At 63.9% G+C, this 16,573-nt stretch carries 15 protein-coding genes; 8 read left to right on the top strand and 7 right to left on the bottom strand.

Features of this window, described 5'->3' with window-relative positions:
* Positions 1-52: 52 nt before the first annotated feature.
* Positions 53-1,744 (top strand): thiamine pyrophosphate-binding protein, encoded by a 1,692-nt coding sequence (locus OEZ71_RS14555; protein ID WP_263740719.1) that lies wholly within the window; start codon positions 53-55, stop codon positions 1,742-1,744.
* Between the two features lie 25 nt (positions 1,745-1,769).
* On the opposite strand, the gene OEZ71_RS14550 is transcribed toward OEZ71_RS14555, so the two are convergent.
* Positions 1,770-2,678 carry a LysR family transcriptional regulator gene (locus tag OEZ71_RS14550; RefSeq protein WP_263740718.1) on the bottom strand — a complete coding sequence of 303 codons (909 nt, stop codon included), beginning with the start codon at positions 2,676-2,678 and terminating at the stop codon, positions 1,770-1,772.
* A gap of 205 nt (positions 2,679-2,883) precedes the next feature.
* Between OEZ71_RS14550 and OEZ71_RS14545 the strand changes: the two genes are divergently transcribed.
* The 5 genes from OEZ71_RS14545 (at position 2,884) to OEZ71_RS14525 (ending at position 8,035) form a co-directional block, all read left to right on the top strand.
* On the top strand, positions 2,884-4,131 hold the full coding sequence (locus OEZ71_RS14545; protein WP_263740717.1) for an NAD(P)/FAD-dependent oxidoreductase: 1,248 nt from the start codon (positions 2,884-2,886) through the stop codon (positions 4,129-4,131).
* 54 nt (positions 4,132-4,185) lie between these two features.
* Positions 4,186-5,151, top strand: a complete 966-nt coding sequence (locus OEZ71_RS14540; RefSeq protein ID WP_263740716.1) for a TRAP transporter substrate-binding protein — start codon at positions 4,186-4,188, stop codon at positions 5,149-5,151.
* 66 nt (positions 5,152-5,217) lie between these two features.
* Positions 5,218-5,757, top strand: coding sequence for a TRAP transporter small permease (locus tag OEZ71_RS14535; protein ID WP_263740715.1), 540 nt, complete (start codon positions 5,218-5,220; stop codon positions 5,755-5,757).
* A gap of 9 nt (positions 5,758-5,766) precedes the next feature.
* The gene (locus OEZ71_RS14530; protein ID WP_263740714.1) at positions 5,767-7,083 is read left to right on the top strand and encodes a TRAP transporter large permease; all 1,317 of its coding nucleotides are present in this window, start codon (positions 5,767-5,769) and stop codon (positions 7,081-7,083) included.
* Between the two features lie 10 nt (positions 7,084-7,093).
* Positions 7,094-8,035, top strand: coding sequence for a hypothetical protein (locus tag OEZ71_RS14525; RefSeq protein ID WP_263740713.1), 942 nt, complete (start codon positions 7,094-7,096; stop codon positions 8,033-8,035).
* A 9-nt stretch (positions 8,036-8,044) separates the two neighbouring features.
* On the opposite strand, the gene argE is transcribed toward OEZ71_RS14525, so the two are convergent.
* The 6 genes from argE to OEZ71_RS14495 form a co-directional block, all read right to left on the bottom strand.
* Positions 8,045-9,193 carry an acetylornithine deacetylase gene (argE, locus tag OEZ71_RS14520; RefSeq protein WP_263740712.1) on the bottom strand — a complete coding sequence of 383 codons (1,149 nt, stop codon included), beginning with the start codon at positions 9,191-9,193 and terminating at the stop codon, positions 8,045-8,047.
* Positions 9,190-10,137, bottom strand: coding sequence for a LysR family transcriptional regulator (locus OEZ71_RS14515; RefSeq protein ID WP_263740711.1), 948 nt, complete (start codon positions 10,135-10,137; stop codon positions 9,190-9,192). The genes argE and OEZ71_RS14515 overlap by 4 nt, the downstream gene beginning before the upstream one ends.
* A 102-nt stretch (positions 10,138-10,239) precedes the next feature.
* Positions 10,240-10,914 (bottom strand): DUF1028 domain-containing protein, encoded by a 675-nt coding sequence (locus tag OEZ71_RS14510; RefSeq protein WP_263740710.1) that lies wholly within the window; start codon positions 10,912-10,914, stop codon positions 10,240-10,242.
* Positions 10,911-11,336, bottom strand: a complete 426-nt coding sequence (locus OEZ71_RS14505; protein WP_263740709.1) for a RidA family protein — start codon at positions 11,334-11,336, stop codon at positions 10,911-10,913. The genes OEZ71_RS14510 and OEZ71_RS14505 overlap by 4 nt, the downstream gene beginning before the upstream one ends.
* Positions 11,337-11,349: 13 nt before the next feature.
* Positions 11,350-12,501: an aromatic ring-hydroxylating oxygenase subunit alpha gene (locus OEZ71_RS14500; RefSeq protein ID WP_263740708.1), complete on the bottom strand. Its 1,152-nt coding sequence runs from the start codon at positions 12,499-12,501 to the stop codon at positions 11,350-11,352.
* On the bottom strand, positions 12,498-13,628 hold the full coding sequence (locus tag OEZ71_RS14495; protein ID WP_412175639.1) for an aromatic ring-hydroxylating oxygenase subunit alpha: 1,131 nt from the start codon (positions 13,626-13,628) through the stop codon (positions 12,498-12,500). Before OEZ71_RS14495 ends, OEZ71_RS14500 begins: the two co-directional genes overlap by 4 nt.
* Before the next feature lie 251 nt (positions 13,629-13,879).
* Between OEZ71_RS14495 and OEZ71_RS14490 the strand changes: the two genes are divergently transcribed.
* Positions 13,880-15,142: a flavin-containing monooxygenase gene (locus OEZ71_RS14490; RefSeq protein ID WP_263740706.1), complete on the top strand. Its 1,263-nt coding sequence runs from the start codon at positions 13,880-13,882 to the stop codon at positions 15,140-15,142.
* Between the two features lie 178 nt (positions 15,143-15,320).
* Positions 15,321-16,571: an FAD-dependent oxidoreductase gene (locus OEZ71_RS14485; RefSeq protein WP_263740705.1), complete on the top strand. Its 1,251-nt coding sequence runs from the start codon at positions 15,321-15,323 to the stop codon at positions 16,569-16,571.
* Positions 16,572-16,573: the final 2 nt, after the last annotated feature.

Raw genomic sequence — 16,573 nt, 5'->3', positions numbered from 1 at the left:
AATAACAGCCCCGTGCAACGGTCCCGCAACAGGTTCGAGGCTGGGGGAGCGGATGTCCAACACCCTGAACGGCGCCGACGCGATGGTGCGGATGCTGGAGGCGCATGGCGTCCGCCATATCTTCGGCCTGTGCGGCGACACCAGCCTGCCGCTCTATGACAGCCTGCTGAAACTCGATCACGGCATCACCCATATCCTGACGCGCGACGAACGGTCGGCCACCTACATGGCCGATGCCTATGCCCGCGTCACCGGAAGGCCGGGCGTCTGCGAGGGGCCGTCGGGCGGCGGGGCGACCTATATCCTCCCGGGGCTGATCGAGGCGTCGGAGTCGAGCTATGCGGTTCTGGGCATCACCAGCGATGTGTCGGTGGCAAGCTACGGGAAATATCCGCTGACCGAGGTCGATCAGCAGGCGATGATGCGGCCACTGACCAAGTGGAACACGGTGATCCGGCGGGCCGACCACATTCCGCGCATGGTCCGTGCGGCCTTTCGCGCCATGGTGACCGGACGGCCCGGGGCGGCGCATATCGGCCTGCCCTATGACGTTCAGTACGATCCGGTGGACCCGGCGGACCTCTGGGCTGACCCCGCCTTGCAGACCTTCCCTGCCTATCCCGCCGCCCCCGCGCCCGGCGCGGCAGAGGCAGCGTTGGAGGCGATCCTGTCGGCGACATCGCCGCTGATCGTCTGCGGCGGTGGCGTGGTCATCGCGGGCGCGATGGAGGAACTGGCGCGCCTTGCGGCCCGGCTCGACATCCCGGTCGCGACGTCGATTTCGGGACAGGGGTCACTGGCCGAGACCCATCCAAACGCCGTGGGCGTCGTCGGGTCGAACGGCGGTACGGATGAGACATGGGCAGCGATGGAAGCCGCCGATCTGGTGGTCTTCATGGGTTGCCGGGCGGGGTCGACGACCACTGCGCGGTGGGAGGCGCCGACACCCGGCGCACGCATCGTGCATTTCGACAGCGACCCGATGGTGATCGGCGCGAACTACCCGACCGAGGTCGGCGTCGTCGCCGATCTGCGGCTGGCCTTGGCCGAGACAAATCGGCTTCTGGATCAGCGCCCCGAAACCCGCGCCGATTTCGGCGGCGCGGCGCAGGTCGCGGAAATCCGCAGCCGCAAGTTCGACCGGTTCCGAACGCTTGCCGAAAGCGATGCGGCACCGGTCCGGCCCGAACGCGTCATCGCGACGCTTCAGCGCGTTCTGCCGGAGGACGCGGTGATCCTTTCTGACCCCGGCACAAGCTGCCCCTATTTCTCGGCCTATTACCAACTGCCGCAGGCGGGGCGGCATTTTATCACCAACCGCGCCCACGGGGCGCTCGGCTACGCGCTGCCCGCCGCGCTCGGCGCATGGTACGGGCGACCGGATGCCAAGGTCGTGGCGCTGATGGGCGACGGGTCCTTCGGGTTCAGTTGCGGCGAGCTGGAGACCATCTGCCGGGCACGGGCCGACATCACCTATATCGTCTTTTCCAACGCGAGCTTCGGCTGGATCAAGGCCAGCCAGAGGGCCGACAAGGGCGCGCGCTACTACAATGTGGATTTCAGCCGCAGCGATCAGGCTGCCGTCGCCGCCGCCTTCGGCGTGAAAAGCTGGCGGGTGGAGGACCCGGCCCGTCTGGAAAGCGTGCTCTGCGAGGCATTGGCGCATGACGGGCCGACACTGGTCGATATCGTCACCCAGCCTTTGGAAGAAGCGGCAGCCCCGGTCAGACGGTGGATGGGATGAAGCCGGAAGAACGCCCGGGTGCGGATTACTGACCGTCAGTGTTTACCGCGATTTGTTTCAGTCGCGGCACGACCTGATCAAGGAACTGCTGACCTATGATGGAAAGTGGTCGTCCGCGGGCGGTGATGAGCACGATGTCGAGGTAGATCGCGGGCTCGAACCGGCGGACCAGATATTCCCCCCCGCCATCGGCGGCCAGCGTGAACGGGTCGATCATCGCGGCCCCGAGACCCTGCTTTACGAGGTTCAGTGCGTTGTGAAAGAGGTCGGTATGGCCGCGAATACGAAAGTTTGCGCCGTCCGTGTGAAACGCTTCGCGCGTACGGCGCGTCACCATGTGATCGGCACCCATGATGATGAACGGAAAATCGTTCAATAACATCGGGTTCAACCGTTCATGTTCAGCCACGTCGGCGAAACGCGGGATCGCGCATGAGGTCTCGATGGTGAACGGGTGTTGTTCAAGGCCTTCCATGCGAACGGGCATCTCGCAGATGCCGATCTCAAAGAGACCGGCCGTCACCCATTCCTGGATCTTGCTGGAATACTGCGATTGAAACGCGATGGTCAGATTTGGCCGCCCGGCGCTGAATTTCGCGATCTCGGCAGGCATGAAGCCGAATGCCAGCGCGTGGCTCGTGGCGATCTGCAATTGTCCGGCGGTCTGGTTCTGAAGATCGACGACAGCCTGATTCACGTGGTCGAGGCCGCGCACGACAGTGTCGATTTCGTCAAAGAGCACATGCGCCTCGGGTGTGGGAACCAGCCGCCCGCGCGTGCGTTCGAACAGTTTGAGCTTCGTGTTCCGCTCCAGCTGCGAAAGTAGATTGCTGATCGCCGGCTGTGAAATGCCCAAGTGTTCGGCAGCGGCTGTTACGGTGCCGTGCTCGATGATGGCATGGAAGGCCTGAAATTGGCGGAACGGGGCACTCATTCCGCGACTATATCATTTTTAGTTATGGAGTCGTGAAATATTAGTATTTGAGATGATGTAATCTGGCGGGCATTCTGGTCGCAACCGGGAGGCTGTCAAACATGGACGCTTTTGACAGGATGATCATAGGCCTGCAGGTGCAACGCGCTGTGACGCGGGCCGGGCGGGTACGCGAAGCAGTCGTTCGTCCAAGGGGTCGGGCGATATGAGCGCCGGATCGACAGTCGCCATAATCGGTGCCGGGATCGTCGGGGTTTCGACCGCGATCTGGCTGCAACGGGGCGGGCACCGGGTGATCCTGATCGACCGCAAGGGGCCCGGTGAAGGCACGAGCCATGGCAATGGCGGGGTGCTTGCCTCCTGCTCCATCGTGCCGGTGACGGTGCCGGGGCTGTTGCGCAAGGCGCCACGGATGCTCTTTGATCCGAACCAGCCGCTGTTCCTGAAATGGGGCTATCTGCCGAAACTCGCGCCATGGCTTATCAATTACCTTGGCCATGCCAATGCCGACGCGGTGCGACGCCGGGCGGCGGCGATGGCACCGATCATCGGTGACAGCCTTGCCGAGCATCAGGCATTGTCGAAGGGGACGGGGGCCGAGAAATGGCTGCACCCGGCGGACTACCTTTTTCTGTACAACGACCGGGCGCATTACGAGGGCGACGCCTTCGGCTGGTCTGTTCGGGCCGAGCACGGCATCGAATGGGACCTTCTGGAAGGCGAGGCGTTCCGCGCCTATGACCCAGCCTATTCGCCCGACCTGGGATGCGCCGCGCGGCTGAAAGATCATGGCCGTATCGCGGATCCCGGCCGGTATGTGAAGGACCTAGCTGCCCATGCCGAGGCTGAGGGCGCTCGGATGGTCATCGGTGAAGTAACTGATATAGCGCGGGAAAACGGTCGCGTGACCGGCGTTCGGGTCGGGGGCGAGACCATCGCCTGCGACGCTGCGGTTCTCGCGACCGGCGTCTGGTCGAAACCCATCGCCGAAAAGCTGGGCCTTAAGGTGCCGTTGGAAGCCGAGCGCGGCTATCACCTGGAGCTGTGGGAGCCGAATATCATACCGCGCTCGCCGGTCATGGTGGCCTCGGGCAAGTTCGTCGTCACCCCGATGGAGGGACGGCTGCGTCTGGCGGGAATCGTCGAGTTCGGCGGGCTGGACGCGCCCCCTTCGCGCGCGCCTTTCCGTCTCTTGGAACGGTCGATCCGCGCCGCGATCCCGGGGATCAAGTGGAAAGAGACGGTGGAATGGATGGGGCACCGTCCCTCGCTCAGCGATTCCACGCCCGTCATCGGCGCCGTGCCGGGCATCAAAGGGGCCTTCCTCGGCTTCGGCCATGACCATGTCGGGCTGACGGGGGGACCGAAGACGGGCCGCATCCTGGCGCAGCTCATCGCCGGCACCGCCCCGAACATAAACCTTGCGCCCTATGCGCCTGAACGTTTTCAATAAGCTCGGACAAAGAAGCCAAAGGAACGACCACAACAACCAATAAGGGAGAACGAGATGAAAAAACTGACCTATCTGCTCGCCGCAACGGCGCTTTCCGCCACCGGTGCTGCCGCCGAGACATGGGACATGCCGATGGCCTATCCGGCCACGAACTATCACACCGAGAATGGCGTCACTTTTGCCGAATGCGTGACGGAAGGCACAGGCGGGGCGCTGGAGATCGTGGTCCATCCGAATGGCTCACTCTTTTCGGGCAGCGACATCAAGCGCGCGGTGCAGACCGGACAGGCCCCGATCGGTGAGCGTCTCCTCTCGGCCCATGCCAATGAAAACCCGATGTTCGGGTTCGACTCGATCCCGTTTCTCGCCACCTCCTTCGACGACAGCGACAAACTCGCCGCCGCTGCGCATGACGCGATTGTCGCGGCCTTGGACGAACAGAACCTCGTCTATGTCTATTCGGTGCCGTGGCCGCCGCAGGGCTTCTATTTCAAGAAAGAGGTCAACGCTGTCGCCGACATGTCGGGTGTGAAGTTCCGCGCCTACAACGCCGCAACCGCGCGCATTGCCGAGCTTGCGGGTATGACGCCGGTGCAGATCGAGGCGGCGGAACTGAGCCAGGCGCTCGCCACCGGCGTTGCGGAAAGCTTCATCTCCTCGGGCTCGACCGGCGTCGATTCCAAGGTCTGGGAAAGCCTTACGCATTTCTATGACGTTCAGGCCTGGCTGCCGCGCAACACGATCTTCGTGAACAAGGACAGCTTCAACGGCCTCGACGAAGGCGCGCAGGCGGCGATCATGGATTGCGGCGCCAAGGCCGCTGCCTCGGGTGAGGCGCGCGCCAAGGAACTGACGGATCAATACCTCAAGACGCTGGCCGAAAACGGAATGACCGTCGCTGCCCCGTCCGATGAGTTGAAGGAAGGTCTCAAGGGTTTCGGCGCGACGATGACCGAGGAGTGGATTGCTGCCGCCGGCGATGCCGGCAAGGCCGTGGTCGACGCCTATCAGGCCCAGTAACCGGATCGCGGCGCGTGCGGGACACTGTCCCGCACGCATCATCCGAGACGAAGGGAGGGGACCCAGGTGGATCAAACAACCCGTGCCGGCGTTCTGCGCCGGGTGCTTGACCGTATCTATTCCGCCTCGGCGGCGCTGGCGGCGGCCTGCCTTGTTGCGATGCTGGGCGTGATCGTCATGCAGATGATCGCGCGCTGGTCGGCCTTCACCTTTCCGGGCGCCACGGATTACGCGGGCTACCTGATGGCGGCGGCTTCGTTTCTTGCTTTTGCCAGCGCGCTGAACTCCGGCGCGCATATCCGCGTGGGCCTGTTCCTGACGGCGCTCGGAGAACGCCGGTATTGGGGCGAGCTTTGGTGTCTGGTCGTGGGCACGGCGGCGACCGTCTACCTGTCGTGGTACGCGGTCCGGCTGGTCTACTGGTCCTGGAAGCTGAACGATGTCAGTCAGGGGCAGGATGCGACGCCCTTGTGGATTGTGCAGATGCCGGTTGCCTGCGGTGCGATCCTGCTGGCCGTGGCCTTTGCCGACAACCTGATCGCGCTGATCCTGACCGGCCGCGACAATATCCGCGACGATGTCGCGGTTCAGAGCCACGCGGAATAGGGGGCGGGAATGGCACAGGAATTCTGGCCTCTGGCGATCTTTCTCTTCACCCTCTTCCTGCTTCTCGGCTCCGGCGTCTGGATCGGGCTGGCGCTTCTCGGGGTCGCTTTCGTGGGGATGGAACTGTTCACCACGCGCCCCGTCGGCGACACGATGATGACGGTGATCTGGCGATCCTCCTCCTCGTGGTCCCTGACGGCGCTTCCTCTCTTCATCTGGATGGGCGAGATCCTTTACCGAACCCGATTGTCCGAGGATATGTTCCGCGGCCTCTCGCCCTGGATGGCGCGGTTGCCGGGGGGGCTTTTGCACACCAATGTGGTTGGCTGCACCGTCTTCGCCGCTGTCTCGGGTTCATCAGCCGCGACGCTGACGACCGTCGGCAAGATGTCGATTCCCGAACTGATGAAGCGCAACTATCCGGAGCCGATGGTGATCGGCACGCTTGCCGGGGCGGCGACGCTGGGGCTGATGATCCCGCCTTCGCTGACGCTGATCGTCTATGGGGTGACGATCAATGAGTCGATCTCCAAGCTCTTTATGGCGGGCATCTTCCCGGGCCTCGTGCTCGCGTCGATGTTCATGAGCTATATCGCGATCTATTCGCGGCTGTCGTCCCGGTTCGAGCCGACGGCGGAGCCGGTGACAACCTTCGCCGAAAAGCTGAAGAACTCGCGATTCCTGATCCCGGTCTTGTTGCTGATCACCCTCGTCATCGGCTCGATGTATCTCGGCTTTGCCACCGCGACCGAGGCCGCGACGTTCGGGGTTCTGGGCGCAATGGCGCTCGCCGCCGCGCAGGGCTCGCTCAACTGGGAAAGCCTGAAGGAAAGCCTGATGGGGGCAACGCGCACCTCGGCGATGATTGCGCTGATCCTTGCGGGTGCGGCGTTCCTCTCTTTGTCGATGGGGTTCACCGGGCTGCCGCGCGCGCTCGCCACATGGATAGGGTCGCTCGGCCTGACCAGGCTGGAACTGCTGATGGCGCTTCTCATCTTCTACATCGTGCTCGGTTGTTTCCTCGACGGTATCTCGTCCGTCGTCCTCACCATGGCGGTTGTGGAACCGATGATCCGCCAGGCGGGCATCGACATCATCTGGTTCGGCATCTTCATCGTCGTGGTGGTCGAGATGGCGCAGATCACTCCGCCGATCGGCTTCAATCTTTTCGTGCTGCAGGGCATGACGGGGCATGAGATGAATTTCATCGCCAAGGCGGCAATCCCAATGTTCCTGATCATGGTGGTGATGGTCTTTGTCCTGATCACCTTCCCCGGGCTTGCGACGTGGCTGCCTGAGAACATCATCCAGCGACCCGGCGGATGAGGCGGCAGGGGTGAACGCGGTCGTCGCGGGGCTGGGTCTTGCCGCAAAGCATGGGCGATTGCTTCTGATCCTCGGCCTCTTGGCCGGGGCCTTGCTGCCGGGGCTGGCGCAGGCGATGAAGCCCTGGCTGCGGGAACTGGTGGCGCTGCTGCTGTTTCTCGCCGCATTGCGGGTCGGGCCGGGGCGGCTTGCCGGGTCGCTGCAAAGAACGCTGCCTGCAGTTCTCACGGTGCTGATCTACCAGCTTGTCCTGCCGCTCTTGGCGGTTGGCATCGCCCATGCGGCGGGCATCGCGACGACGCCTGCCGCTTTGGCGATGGTTCTGGTCCTCAGTGCTGCCTCGATCGCGGGAAGCCCCAACCTTGCCATCCTCTCGGGCGCAGATCCCGCGCCCGCCTTCCGGCTGCTGATCGTGGGCACGGCCTTGCTGCCGCTGACCGTCATACCGGTCTTTCACCTGATGCCCGCGCTGGGGCGGGGGGCGGAGGTGCTGTTGCCTGCCGCGCGGCTTCTGATGGTTATTGCCGTGGCGGCCCTTGCCGCATTCGCCTTGCGCAAGACTGTGTTCGTCAATCCCGGCCCTGTAAGAATGGCCGCGCTCGACGGCGCGTCGGCGCTGGCGATGGCGGTGGTCGTCGTCGGATTGATGTCGGCCATTGGCCCTGCATTGCGTACGGCGCCTGACGTGCTTCTCGGCTGGCTCGCGCTCGCTTTTGCGGTGAATATCGGCGGTCAGGTCCTTGCGGCCTTTGCGCTGAGGCGGTGCGGGGTAGGCCGCGACCTGCCATCGCTGGCGATCGTCGCGGGCAATCGCAACATCGCGCTGTTCCTGATCGCGCTGCCGCCCGCGGTGACCGATCAGGTGCTGATGTTCATCGGCTGCTATCAGATTCCGATGTACACGACGCCCCTTCTCTTGTCGGGGTTCTACCGGCGGATGGCGCTGAGCTGAACCCGGTAGTCAGGTCAGGGTGCCGACGGTCCGGTCCAGCATGGTCTTGCAGGCGTTCAACTGCGATAGCTCGATATATTCGTGCGGCTTGTGGCCCTGACCGGCCATGGAGCCCGGGCCGCAGACGACGGTCGGAATGCCAAGCGCGCTGATGACGCCCGCCTCCGTCCCGAAGGCCACCTTGGTGAGGCCCGCCACCGGAGAAAGGTCGCAGGCAAGCCGCACCGCCTGCGCATCCGCCGCGATCTCCAGCCCCGGATAGGCGTTCAGGCGTTCGATGGCGATGGCGGCCCCATCCCATCGCCCGGCATAGGACGCGGCAATGCTGTCGGCCATCTTTTCGATGCGGGACAGGACGGCCGCATCGCCATCGGCGGGAAGGTAGCGGTATTCAAAGTCGACCTCGGCCCGGTCCGGCACGATGTTCAGCGCGGTGCCGCCGGTCATGCGACCTGCGTGAAGGGTCGTGTAGGGCACGTCATAAGCTGCGTCCCGCGCGCCGTTCGCCTCGAACCACGCCTGAACCCCGCGCAGACCGGTCACGAAGTCACTGGCCAGATGCAGGGCGTTGACGAAGTGCGGGGCGAGGGCGGAATGGCCGCTTTGGCCGGTGCAGCGCGCCTTGAGCGCGGCCTTGCCCTTGTGGCCGGTGGCGACCTGCATTCCTGTCGGCTCACCGACGATGCAGAGCCGTTGCGGCCTCAGCAGGGTTTCCAGTTCCGGCCGCATCTCCTGAATGCCAACGCAGCCGATCTCTTCATCGTAGGAAAAAAGGAGTGTGAGGGGTCGGGTGAGGTCCGCGCGCGCGGCGGTGTCGGCGGCATCGAGCATACAGGCCAGAAAACCCTTCATGTCAGTCGTGCCGCGTCCGAAGAGACGGTCGCCCTCGCGGGTCAGCGCGAAAGGGGGACGCGTCCAGTTCTGCCCTTCGGCGGGAACGACATCGGTGTGGCCGGACAGGAGGATACCGTCCTCCCGGTCCGGGCCGAACCGGGCGATCAACCCGCATTTGTCGCTTGTGGTGCCGCTGATCCGGCGGGTCTCGGCACCCCTTTCGCGGCAGAAGGCCTCGACAAACCCGATCAGCGAAAGGTTGGACCGTGCGCTGACCGTGTCGAACCCGATAAGCCGGTCGAGCGTTTCGAGGACCAGTTTCAAGGCGCGTTCTCCCCGACCGGTTTCAGGCTCAGCCCGGGGATCTGACCCGCCGCATGAGCGGCGCGGCAATGGTCGATGAAGGCGCGGATGATATTGGCATTCGCCGCATCGGGCGTCGTCAGGATGCCGACATTGATCGGCCGCACCTGTCCCGACAGGGGAACGAAGCGCAGCGGTTTTCCGTCAGGCGCGAGGTCGTTCAGCGGCCTGACATTGGCAATGGAATAGCCGAAGCCGTTCGCCACGAGGCTGCGCATGACGGCGAAATCACGGGTGCGTTCGGCGATGTTGGGCTTCAGCCCGGCACGGGAGAAGAAGGAGAGGAAATAGTCTGAGCTGATTGGCAGATCGAGAAGGACCATGGGGTAGGGGACAAGGTCGGCGACCTCGATCGAGGCGCGCGTGGCCAGCGGGTGGCCCGCGTCGAAGATCGCGTAGGGCGGCAGCGATGTGATCGTCTGAAACCTCAGATCCGCCGGTAGATCGAGATCATAGGTCAGGGCGACGTCAATCTCGGCCCGCCGGAGCTTGCTGAAGATCTCGGACTGGTTCAGCTCGGTCTGCCCGATCCGCACGTCCGGGTAGAGCCGTTCGAACGACGCCCGAAGAGCCGGTACGACGACCTGCGCGAAGGTCAGAAGACAGCCCAGAGCCAGTGGCCCGCGCACGCTGCCCGCGATGTCGCCCGCGAGATCGACAAGCTGTTCGGCGTCGGAAAGCACCCGCTGAGCCTGTGTCATCAACTGCCGTCCCGCCAGCGTCAGCGACAGCCCCTGCGCATGCTGGCGAACGAAGAGCGGCAGGCCGAGTTCCTTTTCAAGCTGGTTGATGGCGGCGGAAATCGACGGCGATGAGACGTTCACCTTTGCCGCGGCCAGCGCGATGCTGCCGCTTTCGCCGACGGCAACAAAATATTCCAGCTGCCGCAATGTGAATCTCAGCATCGTAACTCCGGGACCCGGGTAAGATTTCCGTTCGCTTGGACAGGTTGGGCCGACTGCGGCAGGATTATCAAGGGAAGAGAGGGAAAGTTCCCGTTTCCGGGATCATTCGTCGCCCGGCACGCCATAGGACGGGGCCGCACGGGGATCGAGCGCGCGCTGCACATAGGCGTCAAGCTGGGGCTTGTAGATATCCCAAGCCGTGGCGACGGCCTCGATCGGGCAGTCCTCGGTCCAGTCGCAGCGCAGGTCGGCGACGGGCCAAGCGACCTTGTCAACCAGCTTCATGCCCGCCGAATGCACCGGCCCCGCCTCACCTCCCGCCGCAAGGCCCGCGCGCATGGCCGCGATCAGCCGGTCGCCGAGATGGCCCTTGGCCAACACGAACCCATCGACGATGGCCTGCGGCACGCTGTCGTTGGCCAGAAGGTTGCCGCCCGAGGCAACATTCGGCCCCTCCGCTTGCGTCCAGATGCCGAGCGAGTTCGGCCCGGAATGGATTGCCGTCATCCCGCTTCGGTCCACGGCCAGCACCTGCCGGTATTCGATGAAGGCGCCCCGCCGTTTCACCTCGGACACGGCCTCGGACGCGCTCAGCCCGCCTTCCATGAGGTCGAGCGCCAAGGGTCCGAGCGTCGGGTCGGTGACGTTCTGCGAGGCGACGGCGCCCACGCCTGCGCGGGCATAGGAACAGCGCGCGGCAACGGCGGGCGAGGAGGAGGAAATCGCGACCCCGAACATACCGGTCATTTCACAGCGGGCGACGAGCGAGAAGGTCATGGCGCCTCATCCGGGATCACGGCGGTGCCGTCGATCTCGACCAGCCAGTCGGGCCGGGCGAGCGCCGAGACGACAAGCCCGGTGGAGACCGGATGCACCCCCTTCAGATATTCGCCCATCGTGCGATAGACCGCCTCGCGGTGGCGGACATCGGTGATGTAGACCACGACCTTCACCAGATGCTCCATCCGTCCGCCGCATTCCTCGATCAGCTGGCGAATATTCTGCATGACCTTGTGGGTCTGCTCCACGGGATCGTGGCTCTCGATATTCTTCGCGGTGTCCAGATCCTGCGGGCACTGGCCGCGCAGGTAGATCGTGCGCCCGCCTTGGGTGACCACCGCCTGACAGAGGTCGTTGTCGAGCTTCTGTTCGGGATAGGTATCCTTGGTGTTGAACTTGCGGTGGCGGTAATGCGCCATTTAGGGCTCCTTGTCAGGTCGGATTGGCCGGGGTCAGTGCCCCCGCAAGATAAAGGTGAAAGTCGCGGATTGTCCCTTCGAAATTCTCGCCCGCCAAGGGCCCGGGATCGGCTCGGGATGACCCAAGAGCCTGTTGCAACTTTTCGAGCTTCTCCCGGTCCTCGCGGTTGACCTCGGTCCAGAGCGCGATGCGCTGGGCGATTGTGTCCGCATCCAGATCGTCACCATAGACCGAGAGAGTCCACTTAACATGGACGCAATCCACGCTGACAGGTTGCAGGCTGAGCGACGCGAGAAGGCTTGCGGCCTGACTGGCGACCTGTGTCGGGAAGACGTTGAACAGAAACGACCGCTGACGCTGGCGCTCATCGAGCCCCGGCGCGCCCTTGCCCCTGCTGGGGATGCCGTCCGGGTAATTCGCATTGTAGCTGGTGAAGGCCGGGGCGGACGGTCCCTTGGTGCAAAGCTCGGTCGGGGTATAGCCCCTCAGGGTCTGCGGATGGACGACCGAAAGGTGATAGCCCTCCATGAAATTCTCGACGAGACATTTCCAGTTGCACTGCCAGTCTTCCTCGGCCGAATGCACGACGCGGAAGCTGCCCGTCTCATAGGGCGCGAGCGCGTTGGCCAGCGGCTGAAGTTGTTCCGCGAGCGGACGGGGTGTGTCGGCGAGGCTGACATAGATGAAGCCCTGCCAGATCTCGCAGTGAAACTCCGCCAACCGGCAATTCGCGCGGTCGAAACCGGCATTCTCCATATGGGCGGCGCGCAGGAGGCTGCCGTCGCGGCCATAGCTCCAGGCGTGGTAGGAACAGATCAGCCGTTTGACGTTCCCCCGCCCCCCGGCCAGCAGCATGCCCCGGTGGCGGCAGACATTGGCGAAGACCCGGATCACCGCGTCATCGCCGCGCATCACGATCAGCGGTTCCCCCAGAAGCCGGGCCGCGAAGTAATCGCCCGGTTCGGGGATTTCATCCGCGCGGCCAAGGCAATGCCAGCCGTCCCGCAGAAGTGTGGCCTTCTCCAGTTCGAAGAGGTCTGGCGAGGTGTAATAGGCCCCATGCAGCCCCATGGGTCTATCGGCGGGCAAGGCTGCCGTCTGCTGCAATCCGTCGAGTAACCCCGGCAAAAGGCCCGGCAGGTCAGGAAGGGAAAACGCGGTCATTGCGAGACTTTCGAGACGAGATAGGTGGCGAAGTCGTAGTTTGGCCGTTCCAGATGCGACAGGTGGCCCGGACGGGCGAGGTGGGACGAGAGACCGCGAAACACCTTCTCGGTGCAGCCGCGATCCTCGACATTCACGTCGTCCAGCAAGGCCTTCAGATCGCTGAAATTCTGCTGCGCGTCGGGGTCGTCCTTGTAGTCATCCGACATACCACCGCCAAAGCGGATATGAACCTGCCCCGGCCCCTTTGGATGCAGCGAGAGATACCAGAAATAGCCCGGCGTCAGCGTGATCAGCAGCGACGGGTAGATCGCCAGCAGATAGGTCGTGCGCCGCTCATCACCTTTCAGACGGGTATTCGACGGATGCGCCATGGCGATGCGCAGGGACGGGTCCTTCAGGATCGTGTGATAGTTGAAGGCGGGCAGGCCCGGCGGGCAGATCATCTCATCCAGCTTCGACAGCCCCCCGATCGTGCCCGCATGGCAGACCGGCAGGTGATAGCTTTCCATGAAATTCTCAGCCAGAACCTTCCAGTTCGTGTCCCAGACATGTTCTTCGAAGAAGGCTTCGGTGTAGTGGGTCATGTCATAGCCTGCGACCAGCTTTTCCACATCGGCCAGTTGCTCGGCCACCGGCGCGGCGTCGGGGTTCAGCGAGACGAAGACCCAGCCCAGCCATTCCTCGCAGCGGATCTGCGGCAGCCGGTAGGCGTCACGGCAGAAGCCCTCGTTCCGCGACATGGCCGGAGCCCCGCGCAAGCGACCGTCGAGATTGTAGGTCCAGGCGTGGTAGGGGCAGACGATGGAGCGGGTATTGCCGCGACCGTGGAGAAGCGTCGACATGCGGTGCAGGCACACATTCGATTGCGCGCGCAGGTGCCCCTCCTGATCGCGAAGGACAATGATCGGCTGGCCTGCGAGTTCGCAAGTCAGATAATCCCCCGGCCCCGGCAGGCTGTCGGCCCGTCCGACGCAGTACCATTCCTTTGAGAAGATGTGCTCGATCTCAAGGTCGAGAAAGCTCTCGGTCCTGTAGACATCGGGCGGCATCGCGGTCGCCTGTTCGAACGGCCTGTCGGTCGCCGCGCGCAAGAGCGCCACGACCTGCGGCCCGTCCCCGTCCATCGCCATGTCCTGTTCTCCGCGCAGAGTCGTTCACCTTGCAGGATCGGGTGGCCCGCGCCGCCCGGAAAGTACGGACTTTCTCAGCAGGGATTAGGCGTTTCCTAATGTTACCCAGCCTTAGAGTGCGTTCGGCTTTAGGCAATGCCTAATCAGTGCTGTGGCATTCCGTATTTTCAGCGACCAAGTGAACTGTCTAAGGTCCATCACCCGAGCCTGCGCGAAACTATGGGCCGAAACAGGAAACAACGCCAATGATACCGGAAAACGTCGATGTGGTGGTCGTCGGTGGCGGCCAGGCCGGGATCGCGATGAGCGAACATCTCGGGGCCCATGGCATCAGCCATGTCGTGCTTGAACGCAGCCGCATCGCGGAGCGCTGGCGCAGCGAAAGGTGGGATTCGCTTGTGGCCAACGGTCCTGCCTGGCATGACCGCTTTCCCGGCATGGAATTCACGACGCATGACCCGGATGAGTTCGTTCCAAAAGAGGCCGTCGCCGACTATTTCGAGGCCTATGCAAGCAAGATTGGCGCGCCGGTCCGTTGCGGGGTCGAGGTGACGCGGGTCCGCAAAGTCGAAGGCAAGAGCGGATTCGAGGTGGAGACATCGGAAGGCACCCTGCAAGCGGGTCATGTCGTTGCCGCGACCGGGCCGTTTCAGGTGCCGGTCATTCCGAACCTGATCCCGCCTGACGCAGCGGTGACGCAGATCCACTCCGCCGCCTATCGCAATCCGTCGCAACTGCCCGAAGGTGCGGTGATGGTGGTCGGGGCAGGGTCTTCCGGCGCGCAGATCGCCGAGGAACTGATGGCGGCCGGACGCAAGGTCTATCTGTCCGTCGGCCCGCATGACCGGACGCCGCGCAGCTATCGCGGGCGTGATTTCGTCTGGTGGCTGGGTGTGCTTGGTAAATGGGACCTGCAGACGCCGGCCCCCGGCACGGAACATGTCACCGTCGCGATCAGCGGCGCGAATGGCGGCCAGACCGTGGATTTCCGGCGTTTCGCGGCGTCGGGCATCACGCTCGTCGGCCGGACCTCGGCCTATGAGGACGGCGTCCTGAGATTTTCCGACGACCTCAGGCGCAACATCGAAAGGGGGGACCGGAACTACCTGTCGGTTCTCGATGAAGCCGACGCCTATGTCGCGCGTCACGGGCTTGACTTTCCGCCTGACCCAGCCGCGCGCGATCTCAGGCCCGACCCGGACTGCCTGACCAACCCCATCCGGGAGCTTGATCTGGCGGGGGCAGGGATTTCGTCCGTGATCTGGGCGACCGGTTTCACGCTGGATTATGGGTGGCTGCAGGTCGATGCGTTTGATGAGAACGGGCAGCCTGACCACCGGCGTGGTGTTTCGACGGAACCAGGCGTCTATTTCCTCGGACTGCCGTGGCTGTCCCGGCGCGGATCGTCCTTCATCTGGGGTGTTTGGCACGACGCACGGTTCATCGCAGATCAAATCGCGATCCAACTGGCCTATGCCGCCTATCGCCCTGCTTCCGAAAGCACATAGACTGCGCTGCTGCCGGTCGCGCAAGGGGGTAATGTCCAAACGGAAGTAATGTCAGCATTGCAAGCTGAACAGAGCCAATGCCCGGCAACTTGTGTGCAGATTGGCATGCCCGACCCATAATTCCCGAAAATCTCCCCCATTGCGCGATTGGTAATTATAGATAAACATCATTACCATCATGCAACGGTATTCCGCCCTATCCCTCTTCCGTCATGCGCTACGCGGTCACCGGGGCTGGGCACCGGCATGGCGGAGCCGGCCGCTGCGGGACCGGTATCAGGCGATCATCGTGGGTGCGGGCGGGCATGGGCTGGCGGCGGCCTATTATCTGGCGAAGGAACATGGGCTGACCGATGTCGCCGTTCTGGAGGCGGGCTGGCTCGGCGGGGGCAATGTCGCGCGCAATACGGTCACGATCCGCTCGAACTATATGCGCGACGAGTCGATCCCGTTCTATGTGAAGTCGGTGGCGATGTACGACCGGCTCACGCGCGACCTGAATTTCAACATGATGCATTCCAAACGCACGATGATCGATGTGCTGCAGACTTGGGGCATGGTGCGCGACCGGCGGCGGCGGCGGCTGATCATGGACATTTACGGGTCGGCCTACGAGGACATTTCGGTTGCCGAACTGCGCCGCCGAGTGCCCGCGCTGACCGGCGGCGGGGCGGAGAGCCGGTTACCGATCCTCGGCGCTTCGGTCCATACCGACGCTGCCGTGAACCGGCATGACGCGGTTGCCTGGGGTTATGCCCGCGCGGCGAGCGCGATGGGGGTGTCCATCCATCAGCAGACACCGGTAACGCGGCTTCTGCGCGGGGCCGATGGCGTCATCGAAGGCGTAGAGACGCCGCGCGGTACGGTCCGGGCGAAGACTGTGGCTTTGGCCGTTTCGGGCCACACGACGACCCTGACCGAGACGGTTGGGCTGCGCCTGCCGCTGCGGACGATCAACCTGACCGCCTTCGTGTCGGAACCCGTCAAGCCCGTCGTCGATGTCATCGTCAACTGCCCCGATCTAGGCGTCTACCTCAGCCAGTCCGACAAGGGCGAACTGGTGATCGGCGGGGCGACCGATCTGGGTCAATCCTTCCGCCGCGACATCAAGCAGGCAGTCTTCGAGGATACGGTCGCTTCGCTTCTGGAATTGTTCCCCGCCTTCGCCCGGCTGAAGCTGATGCGGCAATGGGGCGGGCATCTCGACATGGCGCATGATGCGAGCCCGATTGTCTCGATGACCGACATTCCGGGGCTCATCGTTTCGGCGGGCTGGTGGGGCGGCTACAAGGCAATCCCGGCGGGTGGCGCGGGGCTTGCCCATCTGATCGCCACCGGGCGACCCGATCCGCTGATCGCGCCCTTCGGACTGAACCGATTCCGTACGCTAGACTACGTGGTCGAGACCGGCACGACGACGGCGAGGTGATG

It is taken from the genome of Albidovulum litorale, assembly GCF_025751495.1.
In the GTDB taxonomy this organism is placed as follows: domain Bacteria; phylum Pseudomonadota; class Alphaproteobacteria; order Rhodobacterales; family Rhodobacteraceae; genus Albidovulum; species Albidovulum litorale.
Note: the sequence above shows the minus strand (reverse complement) of the source record. Positions and strands in the feature narration are given on the sequence as shown.